This is a genomic window from Curtobacterium sp. B18, from assembly GCF_000333375.1.
Lineage (GTDB): Bacteria > Actinomycetota > Actinomycetes > Actinomycetales > Microbacteriaceae > Curtobacterium.
Genome location: NZ_BACZ01000513.1, coordinates 1 through 16,567, shown reverse-complemented (window position 1 = coordinate 16,567; position 16,567 = coordinate 1). Strand labels below are relative to the sequence as shown.

The 16,567-nt window shown below is 71.2% G+C and carries 16 protein-coding genes and 2 tRNA genes; 5 read left to right on the top strand and 13 right to left on the bottom strand.

Annotated features, from left to right (window positions below; all coding sequences use genetic code 11):
- The 3 genes from tig to I5E_RS13685 all read right to left on the bottom strand — a co-directional run.
- Positions 1-1,038, bottom strand: a 1,038-nt coding sequence (tig, locus tag I5E_RS13695; protein ID WP_022907488.1) for a trigger factor, incomplete at its 3' end; no start/stop codon positions are given.
- Positions 1,039-1,089: 51 nt separating this feature from the next.
- Positions 1,090-1,166 (bottom strand) — tRNA-Pro (locus tag I5E_RS13690).
- A gap of 57 nt (positions 1,167-1,223) precedes the next feature.
- Positions 1,224-1,562: a hypothetical protein gene (locus tag I5E_RS13685; protein WP_022907487.1), complete on the bottom strand. Its 339-nt coding sequence runs from the start codon at positions 1,560-1,562 to the stop codon at positions 1,224-1,226.
- A gap of 54 nt (positions 1,563-1,616) precedes the next feature.
- On the opposite strand from I5E_RS13685, the gene I5E_RS13680 reads away from it, so the two are divergent.
- The 3 genes from I5E_RS13680 (at position 1,617) to I5E_RS13670 (ending at position 3,154) form a co-directional block, all read left to right on the top strand.
- Positions 1,617-1,690: transfer RNA gene (locus I5E_RS13680), tRNA-Gly, on the top strand.
- Positions 1,691-2,327: 637 nt separating this feature from the next.
- Complete coding sequence (locus I5E_RS13675; RefSeq protein ID WP_022907486.1) at positions 2,328-2,921, top strand: ArsR/SmtB family transcription factor; 594 nt, start codon at positions 2,328-2,330, stop codon at positions 2,919-2,921.
- Complete coding sequence (locus I5E_RS13670; RefSeq protein WP_022907485.1) at positions 2,918-3,154, top strand: hypothetical protein; 237 nt, start codon at positions 2,918-2,920, stop codon at positions 3,152-3,154. Before I5E_RS13675 ends, I5E_RS13670 begins: the two co-directional genes overlap by 4 nt.
- A 46-nt stretch (positions 3,155-3,200) precedes the next feature.
- Here the strand turns inward: I5E_RS13670 and I5E_RS13665 are convergent, their stop codons facing one another.
- The 7 genes from I5E_RS13665 to I5E_RS13635 form a co-directional block, all read right to left on the bottom strand.
- Positions 3,201-3,491: a DUF1905 domain-containing protein gene (locus tag I5E_RS13665; protein ID WP_031262738.1), complete on the bottom strand. Its 291-nt coding sequence runs from the start codon at positions 3,489-3,491 to the stop codon at positions 3,201-3,203.
- 379 nt (positions 3,492-3,870) lie between these two features.
- Positions 3,871-4,830, bottom strand: a complete 960-nt coding sequence (locus tag I5E_RS13660) for an endo-beta-N-acetylglucosaminidase H (RefSeq protein ID WP_031262736.1) — start codon at positions 4,828-4,830, stop codon at positions 3,871-3,873.
- Positions 4,831-4,914: 84 nt separating this feature from the next.
- Positions 4,915-7,998, bottom strand: a complete 3,084-nt coding sequence (locus I5E_RS13655; protein ID WP_022907483.1) for an alpha-mannosidase — start codon at positions 7,996-7,998, stop codon at positions 4,915-4,917.
- A gap of 99 nt (positions 7,999-8,097) precedes the next feature.
- On the bottom strand, positions 8,098-9,486 hold the full coding sequence (locus tag I5E_RS13650; protein ID WP_022907482.1) for a glycoside hydrolase 5 family protein: 1,389 nt from the start codon (positions 9,484-9,486) through the stop codon (positions 8,098-8,100).
- On the bottom strand, positions 9,486-10,481 hold the full coding sequence (locus I5E_RS13645; protein ID WP_022907481.1) for a carbohydrate ABC transporter permease: 996 nt from the start codon (positions 10,479-10,481) through the stop codon (positions 9,486-9,488). The genes I5E_RS13650 and I5E_RS13645 overlap by 1 nt, the downstream gene beginning before the upstream one ends.
- A complete protein-coding gene (locus I5E_RS13640; RefSeq protein ID WP_022907480.1) occupies positions 10,478-11,356 on the bottom strand; it encodes a carbohydrate ABC transporter permease in 879 nt (292 codons plus the stop codon). Before I5E_RS13640 ends, I5E_RS13645 begins: the two co-directional genes overlap by 4 nt.
- Positions 11,356-12,651: an ABC transporter substrate-binding protein gene (locus I5E_RS13635; RefSeq protein ID WP_042723887.1), complete on the bottom strand. Its 1,296-nt coding sequence runs from the start codon at positions 12,649-12,651 to the stop codon at positions 11,356-11,358. Before I5E_RS13635 ends, I5E_RS13640 begins: the two co-directional genes overlap by 1 nt.
- A 111-nt stretch (positions 12,652-12,762) precedes the next feature.
- On the opposite strand from I5E_RS13635, the gene I5E_RS13625 reads away from it, so the two are divergent.
- Positions 12,763-13,794 carry a LacI family DNA-binding transcriptional regulator gene (locus I5E_RS13625; RefSeq protein WP_022907477.1) on the top strand — a complete coding sequence of 344 codons (1,032 nt, stop codon included), beginning with the start codon at positions 12,763-12,765 and terminating at the stop codon, positions 13,792-13,794.
- Positions 13,795-13,895: 101 nt separating this feature from the next.
- Positions 13,896-14,219, top strand: coding sequence for a hypothetical protein (locus tag I5E_RS21805; RefSeq protein ID WP_022907476.1), 324 nt, complete (start codon positions 13,896-13,898; stop codon positions 14,217-14,219).
- Positions 14,220-14,510: 291 nt separating this feature from the next.
- On the opposite strand, the gene I5E_RS13615 is transcribed toward I5E_RS21805, so the two are convergent.
- The 3 genes from I5E_RS13615 to I5E_RS13605 form a co-directional block, all read right to left on the bottom strand.
- Complete coding sequence (locus tag I5E_RS13615) at positions 14,511-15,485, bottom strand: EamA family transporter (RefSeq protein WP_022907475.1); 975 nt, start codon at positions 15,483-15,485, stop codon at positions 14,511-14,513.
- The gene (locus I5E_RS13610) at positions 15,482-16,144 is read right to left on the bottom strand and encodes a response regulator transcription factor (RefSeq protein ID WP_022907474.1); all 663 of its coding nucleotides are present in this window, start codon (positions 16,142-16,144) and stop codon (positions 15,482-15,484) included. Before I5E_RS13610 ends, I5E_RS13615 begins: the two co-directional genes overlap by 4 nt.
- Before the next feature lie 40 nt (positions 16,145-16,184).
- Positions 16,185-16,567: sensor histidine kinase (locus I5E_RS13605; RefSeq protein ID WP_031262731.1), on the bottom strand; the 383-nt coding region annotated here is incomplete at its 5' end.

Here is a 16,567-nt window from a genome sequence, read left to right as displayed (position 1 = left end):
GATCGAGTCGAGGAGGATCTGCGAGCGAAAGGCCTTCTCGCTGGACTCGGAGACCTCCTTGCGGTGCTCGTCGTCCTCGAGGCGGTTCTCCTGCTCGAGGTGACGGTGCACCTCGTCCTCGATGAGCTGCTCCGAGATCGGGATGTCGACGTCCTCGATGAGCTTCTCGACGAGCTTGTCGCGAGCCGCGGCGCCCTGACCGAAGGTCTTGGACTTCGCGATCTGCTCCTTGAGGTCCGCCTTGAGCTCGTCGATCGTGTCGAACTGGCTGGCGATCTGGGCGAACTCGTCGTCGGCCTCGGGGAGCTCGCGCTCCTTGACGGCGGTGACGGTCACGGCGATCTGGGCGGTCTCGCCCTCGCGGTCGCCACCGACGAGCTTGGACTCGAAGGTGGTGGACTCGCCGGCGGTCAGGGACTCGAGCGCCTCGTCGATGCCCTCGAGCAGGTCGCCCGAGCCGATCTCGTAGGAGACGCCGGTGGCCGAGTCGACCTCGTCGTCACCGATCGTGGCGGTGAGGTCGATCTGGGCGAAGTCGCCGGTCGTGGCCGGGCGGTCGACGGTCACGAGGGTGCCGAAGCGGGTGCGCAGGTTCTGCAGCTCCTCTTCGATCTCGTCGTCGGAGACCTCGACCGCGTCGACGGTCAGCTCGTACTTGTCGTACTCCGGCAGGTCGAACTCGGGACGCACGTCCACCTCGAAGGTGAGGACGAGGTCGCCCGTGAAGTCCTTCACGTTCGGGAGCTCGGCGACGTCGGCCTCGGCGCGACCGAGGATGCGCAGCTCCTGCTCCTCCACCGCCTGGCGGTAGAAGTTGTCGATGGCGTCACCGACGGCGTGGTTCAGGACCTCGCCGCGGCCGACACGCTGGTCGACGATCGCCGGCGGGACCTTGCCCTTGCGGAAGCCGGGGATGTTGATCTGCTCGGCGATGTGCTTGTACGCGTGGTCGATGCTCGGCTTGAGATCTTCCGGCGTCACGTTCACGGTGAGCTTGACGCGGGTGTCGCTCACCTTGTCGACGGTGCTGGTGGCCAAGGGGAGTACTCCTGTTGGTTGACGTTCGTGTGGTCGGTGTTCTGGTGGACCTGGTCGGGGCGACAGGATTTGAACCTGCGACCTCCCGCTCCCAAAGCGGGCGCTCTACCAAGCTGAGCTACGCCCCGTTCGACTGGGCCAGGGGTGTCCGCTCACGCCGGCAGGCGCATGCGACGCCGATGAGTCTAGCGGTCCCCGGGTGCGCGGTTCCCGGAAGGCTCGGAGTCGTCTCCGGTGTCGTCGTGCGCGCGCCGGCGCAGGCCCGCCCGCCACCGGACGCCGACCACGACCTGGACGCCGAGCGCGGCGACCGCGAGCACGATGCCGACGACGATGCGCCAGCCGTGCAGGACCGCGTGCGCGGGCTGGGTCTGCGGGTCCCCGAACAGCTCCGGGCGCAGCGAGAACGCCGTCGCCGCGAGGACGACCAGCACGTACGAGAGGACCCGTGACCGCTTGATCCGCCGGGCATCCCGATCGCTCGGCGGGAGCACGACCCGGGACGGCACGGTGCGTGGTGGCATGTCGGTGCTCGTTCGTCCGCTACGATGGTCGGGCTGCGCCTGGTGCGCGGGCGCGGGGATGTAGCTCAATGGTAGAGCCCCAGTCTTCCAAACTGGCCACGCGGGTTCGATTCCCGTCATCCCCTCCACTCCTCCGGTTGCGTCTCCGCAGTCGCGTCTCCCGGCTGCCGTGCGCGCACGGTGCCGTCTTGCCCAAGCGGTGCCGGTCTGCACGCTCGGTGCGAGCTTGTAGCGCGGCACCCAGCGACCAACCCTGCACCGGCTGGACAAGTCCGCACGGTGCCGGCTCGCCCGCCGGGTGCGCGCACGGTGCCGGCTTGCGCAAGCGGTGCCGGGCTGCACGCTCGGTGCGAGCTTGTAGCGCCGCACCGAGCGACCAACCCCGCACCGGCCGGACGAGTCCGCACGGTGCCGGCCCGCCCGCCGAGCGCGCGCATGGTGCCGGCTTGTGCAAGCGGTGCCGGCTGCACGCTCGGTGCGAGCTTGTGGCGCGGCACCGAGCGACCAACCCCACACCGGCCGGCGGAGTCCGCACGGTGCCGGGTTCCGCGCCGGGCGCGCGCACGGTGTTGTCCTGCGCACCCGGTGGCGGTCTGCACGCTCGGTGCGAGCTTGTAGCGCCGCACCGAGCGACCAACCCCGCACCGACTGGAGGAGTCCGCACGGTGCGGAACGAGCACGGAGCACCGGTCGACCGAAGGCATCGCAAAGAACAGTTTGCGAAGAAGTGTTTGCAAACGGGTCTTTGCGGTGTACGGTCGTGCCATGACCGACGAGACCCGCATCCTCGACGTCGCCGCACTCAAGGCGTTGGCGCACCCGCTCCGGGCGCGGCTGCTCGACCTGCTCTCCCAGCAGGGCCCGTCGACCGCGACCTCGCTCGGCGCGAAGTTGGGCGAGTCGAGTGGATCGACGAGCTACCACCTCCGGCAGCTCGAGCGGCACGGGTTCGTGCACGAGCTCCCCGACCGGGGCAACGCTCGCGAACGCTGGTGGGAGCGCACCGCCGGACGCATCAGCATCGGCGACCCCGACGAGGGTCCGGCGCCCTCCCCCGCACACCAGACCGCGACACAGCTCGCGAGCTTGGCGGTCATGGAGGCCGAGAACGACCTGGTCCGTGACTGGACCACCCGCGATCCCGAGTCCGTGCCCGCCGACTGGCGCGGCGTCTCGGGATCGTCGACCTACGTGGCGCTCACCGCCGACGAGTACAGCGCGATGTGGCGCGAGTTCGAGGGCGTCATCGAGCGGTACAGAGCCATCCGCGGGCAGGTCGCCGACCTCCCCGAGGGCGTCCGCCGCGTGTTCGCCCAGGTCCGCAGCGTCCCGATCATCGACGAGGAGCCGACACCGTGACCACCTACCAGCCCCGCACGCTTCCGGTCCCGCCGATCTCGCCGGTCGAGGTCCTGACGAACCGGCTCGGTCTGGCGCTCGTCCGCTGGAGCCTCCGGCACGCCGAGCGCCGCGCACTCCGAGCGGTCACCGCCCGCGAACGTGCCCATCGCCGCGCGGTCGGCGGACACGCTCCGGCGATCACGAGCACGACGACCGACCTCGTCGCGGCGGAACTCCGACGGCGCTGGTGACCGGAGTGCGCGCGATGTCCGCGCACACGACGTCCGTCCGCGCGGCTCAGGGGCCGCCGAGCTCGAGGGTGAGCACGGGTTCGTCGCCCAGCTCGACTCCCGCACGCTTCCGTTCCGCCGCGCGCAACGGCACGAGGTACCCGCTGTCCTTCGGGAACAGCGAGGTCGTCCAGGTCACCGACCCGATCGTCACGCGCGCCGGGATCACACCCCAGCCGTAGGTGAGCATCGGCGCGAGCTCGTGGATGACCTCGGCGGCGTCCGGAGGCACGACCGCGTAGAAGTAGGGCGCCGGGCCGCGCCACTCGATCACCTCGCCGCTGAACTCGAGCTCCACGTCGCGATCGTACGGCGCGCCGCACGCGGACGGGTGGGGTCGGCCGCGTTCGTGACCGTTCCGGTTCACGATCCCCGGGTTCCGCGAACCAGAACGGTCAGCGCGCACGCACGAAACCTGCTCCGGCCAGCGGGCGCGTGAGACCTGCTCCGGCCAGCAGGCGCACGGAACCTGCTCCGGCCAGCAGGCGCACGGAACCTGCTCCGGCCAGCAGGCGCACGGAACCTGCTCCGGCCAGCAGGCGCACGGAACCTGCGCCGGCAACGAAGCGCGCGGGACCCGCTCCGTCAACGAGGCGCGCGACGGGACGGGCGCGCCCCGCGCCTCCTGGCCGGAGCCGCGGAGACGCGGGGCGCGAGTCGCCGCACCGGACGCGACGTCAGTGGTACGTGGCGGCCTGCCCGTAGAGCACCTGCGTCATCGACGACACGTACGGCGAGACGTCACCGTCCGGCAGGTTGTACGTCATGAAGACGCCGTACCCGTCGGCCTTGGTGCGCTGCGCGAGCGAGACGGCCGTGGACTGCGGAGTGTTCTGGACGTCGACCGCGGCAGCGGACAGACGCGACTTGTCGAGCCCCGGGATCGACGGCGCCGAGTAGGTGCCGTAGTACGGGTTCCAGGCGTAGTCGAGCTTCGAGCCGATGGTGCTGCTCGACGAGGACAGCGCCGAGGACGCCGGGCCGATGTCGTAGAACGAGATGAGCTTGCCCGGCATGTCGGCACGGAGCGCGCTGATGAGCCAGCCGATCGACTGCTGGTTCGGCTGCGGGGTGCCGTTCGTGCCGTAGTCGGAGTACTCGTCGTCGAGGTCGACGCCGTCGAGCCCGTACTTCGACACGGTGGCGGAGACCTGGGCGGCGAAGTCCTCGGCAGCTGCCTGGGTCGGGAAGTTGGCGATCCCGGCACCCTGGTGGTTGCCGAGGATCGACAGCGAGACCTTGATGCCCTTCGCCTGCAGCGGCCTGATCTGCGTGGCCGCGTCGTCGAGCGTCGCCTGCACGTTCTCGTTGTTGTACAGGACGGCCTTCGAGCCGTTCCAGTTGATGTTCGCCGCGAAGATGATCGCGACGTCGAACGCGTTCGCGCCGTTCGCCAACTGGTAGCGACCGACGTTGGCGAGCTGGTCGTTGTTGACCTCGACGTAGGCGATGCTCGTCGGCCCGGACTTCGTCGGGGTGGCGTGCGGCTGCGCGCCGTGGCCGACCCCGTGGTAGGCCCCGACGCCGTGTGCTAGGCCGGTGGGCGACGGTGCGGCGGACGCTGCCGCCGGCACGAGCGGTGCGACCACCATCGCGGCGATCGCCGCCACGATCCCGAACTGCATGGACTTCTTCATGGCACTCCTCTTCGAGTGACGAACCGGCCGGCGGTCGCCGACCGGGGCCGGCGCCGGGACACCCGAAGTCCCGGCGCCGGGGTCTCAGCCGCGCACGCGCGGGAACCGGAAGGTGCGCACCTCGTAGGCGTCGACGGCGAACGAGGACGCGTCGACGGGGTCCGGGGACGCGCCGACGGGGTCCGAGGACGCGGCGACGGGGTCTGAGGCCGCGTCGCCTGCCGCCGACAGCGGCTCCTCGAGCAGCGTGACCTCGGCGCCGGGCCCGAAGGCGTTGCCGTCGCCCTCGGCCACTGCGATGCCGCCGCTCCCCCGGCGCCCCGACGGCTCGTACACCCGCACGACCAGGTCGCCGGAGCGGTCGTCGGCGAGCTTCACGCTCGACAGCACGACGCCCCCGGACACCCGCACGAGCGGCGCGAAGCCGTGCGCGCCCGTGACCGTCCGCACGGGGGCGTTCATGACCACACCCGCCGAGGTCGCGCCGAGCTGGTCGGTCCCGACGACGATGCCGTACCGGTGGGTCTGCACGCCCTGGTCGGTCTCGGGGTCGGGGAACCGCGGTGCCCGCAGCAGCGAGAGCCGCACGGTGGTGGTGACGTGCCCGTCGACCGCGTCGCGGGTGGTGTCGAACCCGTGGATCGAGTCGTTCACGAGCGCGACGCCGAAGCCCGGCTCGGCGACCAGGACGTAGCGGTGCATCGAGGTCTCGAACTTCGCGGCCTCCCACGAGGTGTTCGTGTGCGTCACCCGCTTCTGCGCCCCGAACTGCGTCTCGGCGACGGTGTGCTCGGCACGGACGTCGAGCGGGAACGCCACCTTGAGGAACTTCTCGGTCTCGTGCCAGTCGGTCGTCTGGTCGAACTCGAGGGTGCGGGAGCCGGGCGCGAGCAGGATCTCCTGGCGCACGGTCGAGTCCCCGAAGGCCCGCTCGACGACGACACGGGCGACCCCGTCCGTCCCGACCGAGGCGTCGAGCGACGACACCGTGACGAGGTCCTCGGCCCGGTTGCGGTAGTAGCGGTCGACGTCCCACGCGTCCCACATGTTCGGGAAGTCCTGGTGGAGCTGCAGCAGGTTCGCGGCCTGCCCGGGGGCGATCGCCTCGCGCCCGCTCGCCAGGTCGACCGCACTCGTCACGAGGCCGCGCCGGTCGACGACGATCCGGACGAGGTCGTTGGCGAGCACGTACCCGCCGTCCTGCTCGGTCAGTGCCACCGCGGTCGGCTCCGCCAGGTCGGTCGCCAGGACCGCGCCCTGCGCGGGTGCACCGGCCTGGAGGAACGGGGCGGGGTTCACGACGACGGCCGCCGCTCCGACACCGGCGAGCGCCGCGAGCGCCCGGTCGATGATCGCGGTCAGCGCACGGGCCGTCTCGGCGTACTTCGCGACCGCCTCACGGTGCACCCAGGCGATCGAGGTGCCCGGCAGGATGTCGTGGAACTGCTGCAGGAGGACCTGCTGCCAGAGGGCGTCGAGTTCGTCGTACGGGTACGCGAAGTCGGTGCGGGCGGCGGCGGTCGACGCCCAGAGCTCGGCCTCGAGGAGGAGCTGCTCCGACCGGCGGTTGCCCTGCTTGGTCTGGTGCTGGCTGGTGAGCGTGGCACGGTGCAGCTCGAGGTACAGCTCCCCCACCCACACGGGCGGGTCGGGCAGCTCGGCCTTCGCGCGGTCGAAGAACTCGTCCGGGTGCTCCCAGCGGACCTTGGCGCTGCCCTCGAGGTCCGCGAGGCGCTTCGCCGTGCCGGTCATCTCGCGGGTGGTGCCGCCGCCGCCGTCTCCCCAGCCGACCGGCGCGATCGAACCGGTCGCCAGACGGTTCTCGCGGAACTGCCGGGAGGCCTTGGCGACCTCGCTGCCGGACAGACGCGAGTTGTACGTGTCCATCGACGGGAAGTGGGAGAAGACCCGCGAGCCGTCGATGCCCTCCCAGAGGAACGTGTGGTGCGGGAACTTGTTGACCTGGTTCCACGAGATCTTCTGCGTGAAGAACCACTCGAAGCCCGCGCGGCGCATGAGCTGCGGCAGGGCGGGCGAGTACCCGAAGCTGTCGGGCAGCCAGACGCCCTTCGGACGGATGCCGAACTCGCGCTCGAAGAAGCGCTGCCCCTGTGAGAACTGGCGGACGATGCTCTCGCCGGTCGGCATCACGGTGTCGGACTCCACCCACATGCCGCCGATCGGCAGGAAGCGCCCCGCCTCGACGGCGGCCGTGACCCGGGCGTAGACCTCGGGCCGGTGCTCCTTGATCCACGCGTACTGCTGCGCGCTCGACATGCCGTACAGGAAGTCGTCGGTCTGGTCGATGAGCTCGGTCATCGTCGAGGTGGTGCGGGCGACCTTGCGGATCGTCTCGCGGACCGGCCAGAGCCAGGCGGAGTCGATGTGCGCGTGCCCGACGGCGGAGATCGTGTGCGCCGACGCCTCGGCCGGTGCGGCGAGGACCTCGGCGAGCGCCGCACGCGCGTCACCGGCGGTGGCTGCGATGTGCTGCAGGTCGAGTCGGTCGAGCGCGTCGTCGAGCGCCTGCAGGATCCGCATGCGCCGCGGCCCCTCGGGCAGCTCGGCCTGCAGTTCGAGCAGGACGTCGATGTCGAGCGCGAGTTCGTGCACCTCGGACTCGAAGACGGCGAGGTCCATCCGGCGCGACGTGTAGAGGCGCACCGACGACGAGGTCTGGACGTCGCCCTCCTGCGTCGGGAGGAAGGGGTGGTAGTCGAGCAGGACGGGGTTGGAGGCCGCCTCGACGAAGAGCTCGACGGTCTCGCCGCCGACGGCCTCCTCTGCGACGAGCACCCACTGGTTGCGGGGGTTGATCGACTTCACGGGCGTGCCGTCCGCGCGGTAGACGAGGCCCTCGCACTGGAACCCCGGCATGTTCTTGTCGAAGCCGAGGTCGACGACGGCCTCCACGCGCTTCCCGGCCCACTCGGTCGGCACGGTGCCGCGCAGCCGGAACCAGGTCGTCCCCCACGCGGCGCCCCAGGTCGTGCCCACCTCGTACGGCGAGTACTCGAGCGCCAGGCCCGACGCCGGCGGGATCGGCTCGCCCGGCAGCTCGTGCCACGCGGTGTCGAGCGGCGTCGCGGTGGCGTGCACCGCCGGCAGGATGCGCTCGTCGAGGACGCGTCGCGCTCGGCCGGTGGTGAGGGGGATGTCGTCGTGCATGGGGGCCTTCCTGGTGGGAGGGCCGGCGTCGGTGCCGGCGGGTCGGACGGTGGTGCGGGTCGTGCGAGGTCGTGCGGGTCGTGCGGGGTGGTGGTCGGCTCAGGCCATCGTCGCGGGGTGGGCGACCGACAGGAGCGCGGTGGCGGCGCCCTCGGGGACCTCGACGCACCGGGTGATGCCCCGCGCGGCGAGCAGCGCGTCGTCGTGGAGTCGCGAGCGCAGGACCACCTGGGGCCCGCGTCCGTCGGCGGCGGCCGAGGCGAGGTCGAGCCAGGCCGCGGCGAACCGGCCGCCCGGCGCGCAGTCGGCCCGGAGCCCGCCGCGTGCGGTGCCGTCGGCCAGCACGTCGTCGAGCACGAGCGCGGTGGCCGGCGGTGGTGCGGACACGGCACCGGTCGTGTCGGCCCGGCCGCGGGTGCCGTGCTCGTGGGCGAGGGCGGCGAACGCCTCGCCGGCGGGCTTCAGCCGACCGTCGTTCGTGAACAGGCCGAGGTCGTACTCGAGCTCCGGGAAGTCCGCGAGGGACCGGGAGACGTCGTGCGAGCACCACCAGGTGACGCCGAGGACGTCCTGCGCGTCGAGCACGTGCCGGATCGTCTGCTTGGTGAACGACGCGGCGTCGGCGGGGTCGACGACGTTCGTCGGGGCGCCCACCTCCTGCAGCCAGTTCGGCCGCCCGGCGTCGTGGTTCCAGGCCGCGGCGAGCTGCAGCAGGTACTCCCCGTGCCGGACCGATCCGGCACCGAGCGCCCCGTGCAGCGCCGCCGAGCCGTTGAACACCCACGAGTGCGTGACGGTCGCGTCGCCGTGGTCGGCCGCGTGTTCGGGGCCGAACGGCTGGGCGTCGTCGTACCAGGCCGCGTCGTACTGCGCGACGGTGACCAGCGGCCGCGTACGCGACCCCGTGCCGGGGCGTGCCGACGGCGCCGAGCCGAGCCGCGCCTCCAGGTCGACGCCGGACGCCAGCCCGGCCCGCGCCGCCGCGACCATCGCCGCCGCCCAGGCGTGCCCCTGCGCCGCCGTGATGTCGTGCGGCGTCGGGTGCGGCGCGTGCGCGAACTGGTTCACCTCGTTGCCGATGGTGATGCCGAGCAGGTTCGGCTTGTCGGCGACGGCCGCGGCGAGCGCCTCGACGTAGGTGGCCGTCGACGTGACGACCGCGGGGTCGGTGAACATGTTGCGGCGGTGCCAGCTGTCGAGCCAGGACGGCACGAAGTCGAAGCTCGACAGGTGCCCCTGCAGCGCGTCGACGTTGACGTCGAGGCCGAACGACCCCGCGATGTCGACCACGGTCGCGACGTCCGCGAGTGCCTGGCGCCGGATGAGCGTCCGGTTCGGCTGGACGACGGGCCAGAGCGGGAAGATCCGCACGTGGTCCGCGCCGAGCGACGCGATCTGCTCCATGTCCCTGGCCGTGTCCGACGGCGAGAAGTCGAGCCACGAGTGGAACCAGCCGACCGAGGGGGTGTGGTTGACGCCGAAGCGCATCAGCCCTTCACCCCGCCCTCTTCGACGCCCTTGAAGAAGAAGCGCTGCAGGATCGAGAAGATCACCGCGATCGGGATGAACGCGATCATCGTGCCGGCGGCGATCATGCGCTGGTCGGTCGCGAAGGTGCCCTGCAGGTACTGCAGGCCGACTGTCAGGGTCAGCTTGTCCGGCGACTGCAGCACGATGAGCGGCCAGAGGAAGTCGTCCCACGCGCCGATGAACGAGAAGATCGCGATGACGGCGATGGTCCCCTGCACGGCGGGCAGCGAGATGTACCGGAGCCGCTGCAGGGCGTTCGCGCCGTCCATCACGGCGGCCTGGTCGATCTCCTCGGGGATCTGCCGGAACGCGTTGAACATGAGCAGGACGTTGAGCGCGGCGATCATGCCCGGGAGCGCGACGCCGACGAGGGAGTCGGCGAGCCCGAGGTCCTTCACGGTGACGAACTGGGAGATGATCGTCGCCTCGCCCGGCAGCACCAGGGTGGCGAGGAAGAGCCCGAGCACGGCCTTGCGGAAGCGCCACTGCAGGCGCGCGAGCGCGAACCCCGCGAGGGTGGCGAACACGATGTTGCCGAGCACGTCGATCGCGGCGACGACGAGGGAGTTGCCGATGTACCCGAACACGGGGATCGCCTCGCCCACCCGCAGGTAGTTGCCGAAGGTCGGCTGCGTCGGGATGAACGACGGGTTCGCCGTGTAGATGTCCTCCCCCGTGCCCTTGAGCGAGGTCGACAGCTGCCAGAGGAACGGCCCGATCGTGATGAAGAGCACCACGACGAGCAGGACGTAGCGGAGGACCTTCTCGCGGGTGGACATGACGCCCCACGCGGCGCGGCGCCGCTTGCGTCCGGTGCGTCCGTCGCGTTCGTTGCGTCCGTTCGGCCGGGAGGCGCGAGTCCGGCCGGTCGCGCCGGTCACGTCCGGCGCGGGTGCGGCCGCGCCGGCGGCGCCCCCGAGGACGGGTTCGGTGGTCGAGGTCGTGTTGGTCACTTCTCCGCCTTGCTGTTCATCCGGGCGAGGGCGAGCATCGGGATGAGCGTCACGACGAAGAGCAGGAGGCTCAGGGCGGACGCGTAGCCGAGGTTGCCGGTGAAGCCGCGGGCGTACTGCTGGATGAGCATGACGAGCGAGTTGTCCTGCCCGCCGGGGCCACCCGTGCCGTTGGTGAGGATGTAGAGCTCGCTGAACACCCGGAGCGCGCTCACGCACACGAGGATGCCGACGAGGGTCATGGTCCCCCGGACACCCGGCATGGTCACCGACCAGAACCGCCGGACGGACCCGGCGCCGTCGAGCGCGGCCGCTTCGTGCAGGTCCTTCCCGACGTTCCCGAGGGCCGCGAGGAAGATGATCATGTAGTAGCCGAGGCCCTTCCAGACCGTGAGGCTGATCGCGCTGAAGACGAGCAGCCACCGGTCGGTCAGGAACGGGATCGACTGCTGCACGATCCCGAGGTGCTGCGCCATCTCGTTGATGACCCCGCGGTCGTCGAGGATCCAGTTCCAGATGAGCCCGACGACGACCGCGCTGGCGATCACCGGCGTGTAGTACGCGGTCCGGAAGAACGCGATGCCGGGGAGCTTCCGTTCGACGAGCACCGCCATGAGGAGCGGCAGGACCGTCAGGAGCGGCAGGCACACCGCCATGTAGATGACGCTGTTGAGGAGCGCCTCCCAGACCTGCGGGTCGGCGAGGAGCGTCTCGAAGTTCTTGAGGCCCACCCACTGGCTCACGCCCCCGAGCGGGCTGGCGTTCGTGAACGACAGCCGGACGGTGTTGATCGACGGCCAGAGACTGAACGCGAGCAACCAGACGAGCGCCGGCAGGACGAGCAGCCAGGGCGTGAACCAGCGGTTGGCGCGCATCAGCTGTTCGCCAGCAGGCTGTTCATCTTGGTCTGCGCGGTCTGCAGCGCCTGCTCGGGCGTCGTGCCGCCCTTCATCGCCAGCGCGATCTGCTGGTCGAGGAAGTCGGTCATCGCGGAGTTCGCCTCGACCGGGTTGAGGTTCTTCGCCGTCTTCAGGGCGTCGTTGGCGAGCACGCGGGCCTTGGCCTCGACGGTGCCGTCGTCCTTCGAGAAGTACGGGTCGGACTGCGACGAGGTGGTCGACGGGAAGATGTTCACCAGGTGGGCGAAGGCCTCCTGGTTCTTCGCGTTCGTCATGAACGCGGCGAGCGCCTCGGCCGTGGCGACGTGCTTGCTCTTGGCGCTGACGCTGAGGCCCTGCACGTACAGCGGCGGGTTGTCGAGGGCCGGGGAGACCACGATGTTGCCCTTGAGCGACGGGTTGTTCTTCTCGAAGTCGCTGATCGCCGTGGCGCCACCGGTGGTCCAGGCGACCTTGCCCTGCGTGAACAGGGTGGAGTTGCCGAGGTAGTCGGTGTTGAGCACCGACGAGGGCATGAGGCCCTCCTTGTAGGCCTTGGCGTACTTCGCGATGAGGTCGGCCGCCTTCGACGAGTTCGCGAAGGTGAACTTCGTGCCCTGGTCATTGATGATCTTGACGCCGGCGAGGGAGAAGTCCGACAGGCCGGGCTTGCGGCTCATCAGGTAGTCGTCCGGGCACTTCTGGTGCATGGTCTCGGCCTGCGCGAACAGCTCGTCGGTCGTCTTCGGCGGGTTCGCCGGGTCGAGGCCGCACTGCTCGAACATCGACTTGTTCCAGTAGTCGACGTCCGTGTTGAGGTACCAGGGGTAGCCGAAGGTGCCGTCGACGCCCTTGTAGTTGTAGGCGGCGAGCGCGCCCTTCACGTAGGTGCTCGAGAGCTTCGAGTCGTCCTTCGCCACGTCCTGCAGGAACCCGCGCTTGGCGAGGGGCAGGGCGATGTCCGGCGGCAGGTTGATGACGTCCGGCAGGGAGTTCGACGAGGCCTGGCTGAGGACCTTGTCGGCGTAGCCGTCGCCGGGCTGGTCGACGAGCTTGACCTTGGCGTCCGGGTACTGCTTCTCGAAGTCCTTGATCACGCCGTTGAGGTAGTCGGTGTACGTCGGCGTCAGTGCCCAGGTCTGCAGGGTGATCGACCCGTCGATCTTCCCGCTGCCGCTGCCGCTGTCGGCGCCGCTGCCGCTCGAGCAGGCGGTCAGCGCGAGCGCCGTGACGGCCGCTCCGGCGAGCAGCGCCACGGCGCGTCCCGTGGTCCTGCGTGTGGTCTTCTTCATCGCTCGTGACTCCTTCGTCGTGCTGCGGATGCTGCTGAACCGGTTCAGTTGGGTGTGGCGAACCGTTCGGTGGCAGTGATGTTTGCGAACTAAAGCGTTATAGTCAAGCCCGTGGCCACGAACCGTCGCACGACGATCGCCGACATCGCCGCCCGGGCCGGCGTGTCCATCAGCGCGGTCTCGTTCGCGCTCAACGACCGACCCGGGGTGTCCGACGAGACCCGCAGACGGGTGCGTGCCGTCGCGCGCGAACTCGACTGGCAGCCGCACACCGCGGCGCGGGCACTCGGCGGGGCGAAGGCCGGCTCGATCGGCTTCGTGCTCAACCGGCCGGCCCGCACGCTCGGCACCGAGTCGTTCTTCGGCGACCTCATCTCCGGGATCCAGCTCGGGCTCGCCGGCAGCCACGTCGGGATGAACCTGCTCGTCGCGCGGGACGCGGCCGAGGAGCTGCAGACCTACCGCGACTGGTGGCGCGGGCACCGGGTCGACGGCGTGATCGTGATCGACCCGCGGCGGGACGACGACCGGCTCGCGCTGCTCGCCGAGCTCGGGATGCCCACCGTGGTCGTCGGGTCGCACCCCTCGTCGGAGCCCGCGGCGCCGACCGTCTGGATCGACGACTCGGACGCGACCGACACCGTGCTGCGGTACCTGCACGCGCTCGGGCACCGGCGGATCGCGCACGTCGCCGGGCGACCCGAGTTCGAGCACACGGCGATGCGGATCGACCGCGTCCGGGCGTTCACCGCGGCCGAGGGGCTGGACGGCGCCGAGTCGATCCCCACCGACTACTCCGCCGACGCGGGGGCGCGTGCGACCCGGACCCTGCTCTCGCGGAGCGTCCGGCCCACCGCGATCGTGTACGACAACGACGTGCTCGCGGTCGCCGGACTGGGCGTGGCGAGCGAGATGGGCGTCCGCGTGCCGGCCGACGTGTCGATCGTGTCGTTCGACGACTCGGCGATGGTGCGGCTCGTGCGGCCGTCGATCACCTCGCTCACGCGCGACACGGTCGAGCTCGGGCAGCGGGCGGCGACGCTCCTCCGCGAGCAGATCGACGCGGGGACCCCGCTGCCGTCGCGACCGGGGCCCTCCCTGACGCTCAGCGTGCGCGAGTCCACGGGTCGCGCGCACGCCTGACACGTCCAGCGGGTCCGTCGACACGCCGATCCCGGGTCGTCGGCGCGCGCGGAGCACGCGGTCGACTTGACGTCCGTTCGAACACACGTTCGAATACTGTCGTGGGACGGCGTCGCGAGAACCGGTGGCAGCCCCCGGAGCACCCGGAGGTCGAGCGTCCGCGCGCCTACTCCCTGTCCGACGACGCCCGCGGCCCGGACGTCTGCCACGCCGTCACCCCGGTGCCGGTGTGGGCGTGGATCCAGTTCCCGACGTTCCACGTCCGGGTGAAGGCCTTCGCGAAGAGCTGGACCCGTGACGCCGTGCTCGTCGAGTGGGCGCAGTTCGGGCAGCAGGCGGAGGCGTGGGTGTGGCGGTCCGCCGTGAAGCACCGCACCCTGCGGGCGGACGCGCGCCGCAGCAGTCCGGAGAACGCACCGCATTGACTTCCCCCGACATCGCGAGGATCGTTTACGCAGTACCGGTTCAGCAAGTAACTCACTGATCGAGACATTCGATCCGAGTGCTGCATCTGGGAGGAGGCACCATGAAGAAGAGCGAGGTGCCGTCCTGGGTCGCCCACGTGCTCACCCCCGCCCGAGGTCATCGCGGCCTACGTCGAACGGCGGGTCAACGACCCGTCGCTCCTGACGGGTGAGCACACGGAACCCACGTACGCGGACTTCCTCCGCGACGAGTAGGCGGGTCTTCCAGGAGGCGCGGATCGCGTTCCGTGGTCACGGAACGTGCGCCGCGCCTCCAGTCCGCCCACCGTGCCCGCCTCCGCGCGCGCGTCGCGCGGTCAGCGTCACCCCCACGCTCGCCGCGGTGACGCAGGCGAGGGCGACGACCTCGAGCGCCGCGAGCGCCTCGTGCAGGATCAGCAGGCCCGCGAGGGCCGCGATCGCCGGACCGAGGCTCTGCAGCACGCCGAAGACGCGCGTCGGCATCCGCCGGAGCGCCAGCATCTCGAGCGCGTACGGCAGCACGCTCGAGAGCACGGCGACACCGCCGAAGACGACGAGGAGCGCCGGCTCGCGGACGACCCCGTCGACGGCCGACCGCAGACCGAACGGCAGCGACACGAGCATCGCGACGACCATCGAGACCGCGAGGCCGTCCACGCCGGGGATCGCGGCGCCGACGTGCCGGTTCATGACGATGTAGCCCGCCCAGCACGCCGCGGCGAGGACGGCGAACACGACGCCGCCGACCGCGGTCACGGCCGCCGGACCGACCCCGAGCAGCACGACGCCGACGAGCGCCAGCACCGCCCAGAGGACGTCCCGCCACCGCCGGGTGTGGGCGAGCGAGAGCGCCAGCGGGCCGAGGAACTCGATCGTCACCGCGACGCCGATCGGGATGCTCGCGAACGCGACGTAAATGAACACGTTCATGCCGCCGAGCGCCAGCCCGAGGCCGAGGGCGCCGAGCCACTGCTGCCGGGTCCAGTGCCGGACGCGCGGGCGCACCACGAGGGCGAGCACGACCGCCCCGATCACGAGCCGCAGGGTCGCCGCACCGACCGAGCCGACCTCGTCGAAGCGGGTCTTCGCGATCGCGGCGCCGAGCTGCACCGACACCATGGCGGCGAGGGCCAGGAGCGGCGCGGGCACCGTCCGGCGCGCGGGCCCGGTGCGGCGCGCTGGCTCGGTGCCGCGCGCTGGCTCGGTGCGGCCTGCGGGCTCGGTGCCGCCTGCGGGCTCGGTCACCCGAGGTACGCCAGCACGGCGAGGACCCGGCGGTGGTCCTCGCCCGTGTCCTCGAGCGCGAGCTTGCCGAAGATGCTCGAGACGTGCTTCTCGACCGCGCCGGTGCCGATCACGAGCGCGCGGGCGATCGCGGCGTTCGTGCGACCCTCGGCCATCAGCCCGAGGACCTCACGCTCGCGCGGGGTCAGCGCGGCGAGCGGGTCGCGGCGACGGCTCATGAGCTGTGTGACGACCTCGGGGTCGAGCACGGTGCCGCCGGCGGCGATGCGGCGGACGGCGTCGTCGATCTCCTCGAGCCGGGTGACCCGGTCCTTGAGCAGGTAGCCGATGCCGGTCGCCCCCGCGGCGAGGACGTCCTCGGCGTAGGTGGCCTCGACGTACTGGGACAGCAGGAGCACACCCGTGCGCGGTGCCCGGCGTCGGGTCTCGACGGCCGCGCGGACCCCCTCGTCCGTGAACGTCGGCGGCATCCGCACGTCCATCACGACGACGTCGGGGGCGTCGTCGGTGAGCGTCGCGAGGAACGAGTCGGCGTCGGCGTACTGGCCGACGACGTCGATGCCGGCTTCGTCGAGCACACGGGCGAGCCCCTCGCGCAGGAGGACGGCGTCGTCGACGACGACGGCCCGGATGCGTGCTGCATCCGGGCCGTCGCTCATGCCGACCAGCCTACCGGGAGCGCGGACGCTCCCCGTGGTGTCAGGCGCGCGCCGTCGGCACGCCGTTCAGCGATCCGAGCGGGATCCGCGCCGTCGCCTCGGTCGGACCGCCCTCGGGGCTGGACACCGTCAGTTCGCCGTCGAGCGCACGCATGCGGCCCATCAGCCCCTCGATGCCGTGCCCTTCCTGCGGGCGGGCGCCACCGCGGCCGTCGTCGGTGACGCTGACCGTGAGGTACCAGAGGCCGGAGGCGTCGACCACGAGTCCGAGGTACACGCCCGCGGCTGCGGCCCCGGCGTGCTTGGTGGTGTTCGTCAGCAGCTCGCTCACCGTGAAGTAGACGTTGCGCTGGATCTCGGTCGCGAGTTCGAGCCCGTCGGGCAGGCGGACGTCGAGTCCGACCGGGATCGGGGTGCGGGCGA